2 protein-coding genes and 2 pseudogenes are annotated in these 3086 nt (G+C 65.3%); all 4 read left to right on the top strand.

Annotated elements, in window-relative coordinates:
• A partial coding sequence (locus AC1D2K_RS32735) for a molybdopterin dinucleotide binding domain-containing protein (protein WP_478094347.1) occupies positions 1-294 on the top strand: 294 nt, incomplete at its 5' end.
• Between the two features lie 41 nt (positions 295-335).
• Positions 336-1169 (top strand): formate dehydrogenase accessory sulfurtransferase FdhD, encoded by an 834-nt coding sequence (gene fdhD, locus AC1D2K_RS32730; protein WP_478094349.1) that lies wholly within the window; start codon positions 336-338, stop codon positions 1167-1169.
• 411 nt (positions 1170-1580) lie between these two features.
• Positions 1581-2492: pseudogene (locus AC1D2K_RS32725) on the top strand (IS3 family transposase); the annotation flags it as partial.
• A gap of 431 nt (positions 2493-2923) precedes the next feature.
• Positions 2924-3086: pseudogene (locus AC1D2K_RS32720) on the top strand (IS5/IS1182 family transposase); the annotation flags it as partial.

Raw genomic sequence — 3086 nt, 5'->3', positions numbered from 1 at the left:
GACGAGGTCTTCCTCAACGCCGACGACATGGCGGCGCAGGGCATCGCGGCAGGCGCTCGCGTCGATCTCGAAGCGGTGGCTTTCGAAGGCGAAGCCACCGCGCCGGCGGCGGCGCTGCGGAACCTGACAGCGGTCGCCTACGACATTCCCAGGGGTTCCGCCGGCGCCTACTATCCCGAAGCCAACGTGCTGGTCGCGTTGTCGCACCGCGATCCGCAGAGCGGAACGCCCTCGTACAAGTCGGTGCCGGTGCGCCTGCGGCGATCGGCCCGCTCCGCAGGGTCGGAGTCATGAACGCGCTCCCGCGCCCGATCTCGCGGCATACCGTGCACGTGATGGGCGAAGACGCCTGCCAGGACACGCTGGCCGCGGAGGTGCCGGTGTCGCTGGTCTTCAACGGCATCGCCCATGCCGTGATGATGGCGACGCCGCAGGACCTCGAGGCCTTCGCCCTCGGCTTCGCGTTGAGCGAGGGCATCCTCGACGATGCCCGCGCTTGCTTCGACATCGAGGTGCAGGCGCTGTCCGCCTGCCACGCCGGGCTGCCCGACGAAGTCGATGCGACGCAGGTCGACCTGCGCATCTCGGCGCGCAGCTTCGAACGCCTCAAGGGCCGCCGCCGCAATATGGCGGGGCGGACCGGCTGTGGTGTGTGCGGGGTGGAGAGCTTCGCCGGACTCGACCTCGAGCCGCTGGCGACGCCGGACTGGATCGAACGCGTGGATGCCCGGGTGGTGCCGCGCGCCCTCGATGCGCTGCCGGCCCGTCAGCTGCTGAATGCCGAGGCGGGCGCGATCCACGCCGCGGGATGGGCCACGCTCGACGGCCGGCTGGTCGAGGTGATGGAAGACGTGGGCCGGCACAACGCGCTCGACAAGCTGATCGGCACGCTGGCCATGCGCGGGCAACTGGCCCGGCCCGGATTCGTCGTCCTGATCAGCCGCGGCAGCCAGGAGCTGGTGCGCAAGTGCGCGCGCCTGGGCATTGCCGCGCTGTGCACCGTGTCGGCGCCGACCGCGATGGGCGTGCGGATGGCGCAGCTGGCAGGCCTGCGCCTGTGGGGCCTGTGCCGCGCGCCGCGGGCGGTGCTGTACGCGGCGGGCAGCCCGCATAGCGGCCGGGCTTCGCCGAGGTCCAGCCCAGCGCGATCGACGTATCACCAGCCCTGACCTTCCGGGGGGCGCACCCTTCGATGATCGGGTGCGAGGTCGCATGAATGCGCGCCTGTTCATGCTACCGCGGCACCTTCGAGCGCAGGGACGTGGTGTTCCACTGTTTTGGGAGAAGAAAGTCGTAGCCCGCCAAATAAAGTCGTAGACAGTGAAACAAAATCGTACATCGCGCGGTTCGGCCATTCGCTGGGGGCGCGTGCTGGCTCTCGAAAATACTTGAGCGGTTGGGTCTTCAAGGCGATGCATCAGCTACGGCAATGCAGGCCTGCCGTCAGCCTGCTGAAAAACCCAAGTAGGGCCTGCAAGGACGTAGCAGCTGATCGTCATCTCGGACTTCGCGACGATCAAGTGTAGTGACGCCGCGTGTCTTGAAGTTGACCCGATTTCGCGGACACCTGATCCTTATGGAAGAAGGAGTCCGACCATCGGGTCTACGAACTCGTGAGTGCGAACCAGGCCAAGGTTCCCGTGCATACGATGTGCCGCGCTCTCAAAGTCTCCGCGAGCGGCTACTACGCGTGGCTTGATCGAGCGCCATCAGGGCGTTCGATCGACGATGCGGTGCTGCTCGAGCGAATCCGAGCGATCCACACCGAATCTGATGCCACCTACGGCATGCCACGCGTGCGCGCCGAACTGATCGACCAAGGGGTACGCGTCAGCGGCAAGCGCGTGGCTCGGCTGATGCGTGTGAACGCCATTCGAGGCGTCAGTCGGCGTCGTGGCTTCATCGTGACCACGCGACGCGACGAGCGGCAACGCCCCGCGCCCGATCTGGTCAAGCGCGAATTCATTGCCGCCGGCCCGAACGAGTTGTGGGTCGCCGACATGACCTACGTGCCTACCTGGGCAGGCTTCATCTTCCTGGCCATCGTGCTGGATGTCTGGAGCCGGCGCATCGTGGGCTGGGCCATCGGCGAACAGATGACCGCCGATCTCGTGCTCGCGGCGCTGAACATGGCGCTGCAACAGCGCAAGCCCGACGGCGTGATCCATCACAGCGATCAAGGCAGCCAGTACACCAGCATCGCCTTCGGCGAACGGTGCAAGAAGATGGGCGTGCGCCCGTCGATGGGCACCGTCGGTGATGCCTACGACAACGCGATGGCCGAGAGCTTCTTCGCCACGCTTGAATGCGAGCTGATCGACCGGCGCAGTTGGCAGACCAAGACCGAAGCTCGGCTGGCGCTGTTCACCTACATCGAGGGCTGGTACAACCCGCGCCGACGTCACAGCGCACTCGGACAGGTCTCGCCGGCAACGCTTGAAAGGAACTACAAAGCATGTTCAAGCAACCGCCTCGCCTCGAACACGACTTGACCACCGTCGGCGTCTGCGTGGCAGGCGCCACGCCGCCGGTGGACAAGTCTTCGTCGTCGCCAGTCACTTCGACTTGAAAATCAAGTCCCAACCCGTCCGCGCAACAGGGTCAAGTCCAGACCTACGCGCCCCACCCCGAATTGCGGGACCTTGGTGGGCGTTCTGGCGCAAGTAGTGCGCCCGCCCAAGCGTTTTTGACAGAAGCCGACCTTCGCCCCGCCCCTCCGACCCGACGGAACCTCTCAGACGGGCAAATAAAAACCCGCCGGAGCGGGTTAAGTGCAGCCCTTGAGGAGGGAGGAGGAGAAGAGCGGGCTGCCGAAAAGCAGTGTGTACCCCGAAACTTAGCAGGCTGCTGAAATACCTCACCGGATGGTCCCCCGAAAGTGGGCCTGAGGCGTTGTCTTCGCAGACCCACGAAACCTGCTCCGATGCGCGGCCCTGACACATTCACCGAAGGTTTGTTTACCATGAGACGGCTGGACGATTTCGTTCCAGCGAATCATCCGCTACGCCGCATCCGGGTGATGGTCAACGAGGCTCTGGCCAAGATGGATGAGCTGTTCTCCCGGATGTACGAGGCCGACATCAAGG

This window comes from Variovorax sp. P1_H12_2 (assembly GCF_056405335.1).
The sequence above is the reverse complement of the archived record's forward strand: the minus strand, read 5'-3'. Positions and strand labels throughout refer to the sequence as shown.

What these genes read in the sequence shown, in the direction of transcription:
- fdhD (WP_478094349.1), top strand. Translation starts at nt 336, where the DNA reads ATGGGCGAAGACGCCTGCCAGGACACGCTGGCCGCGGAGGTGCCGGTG.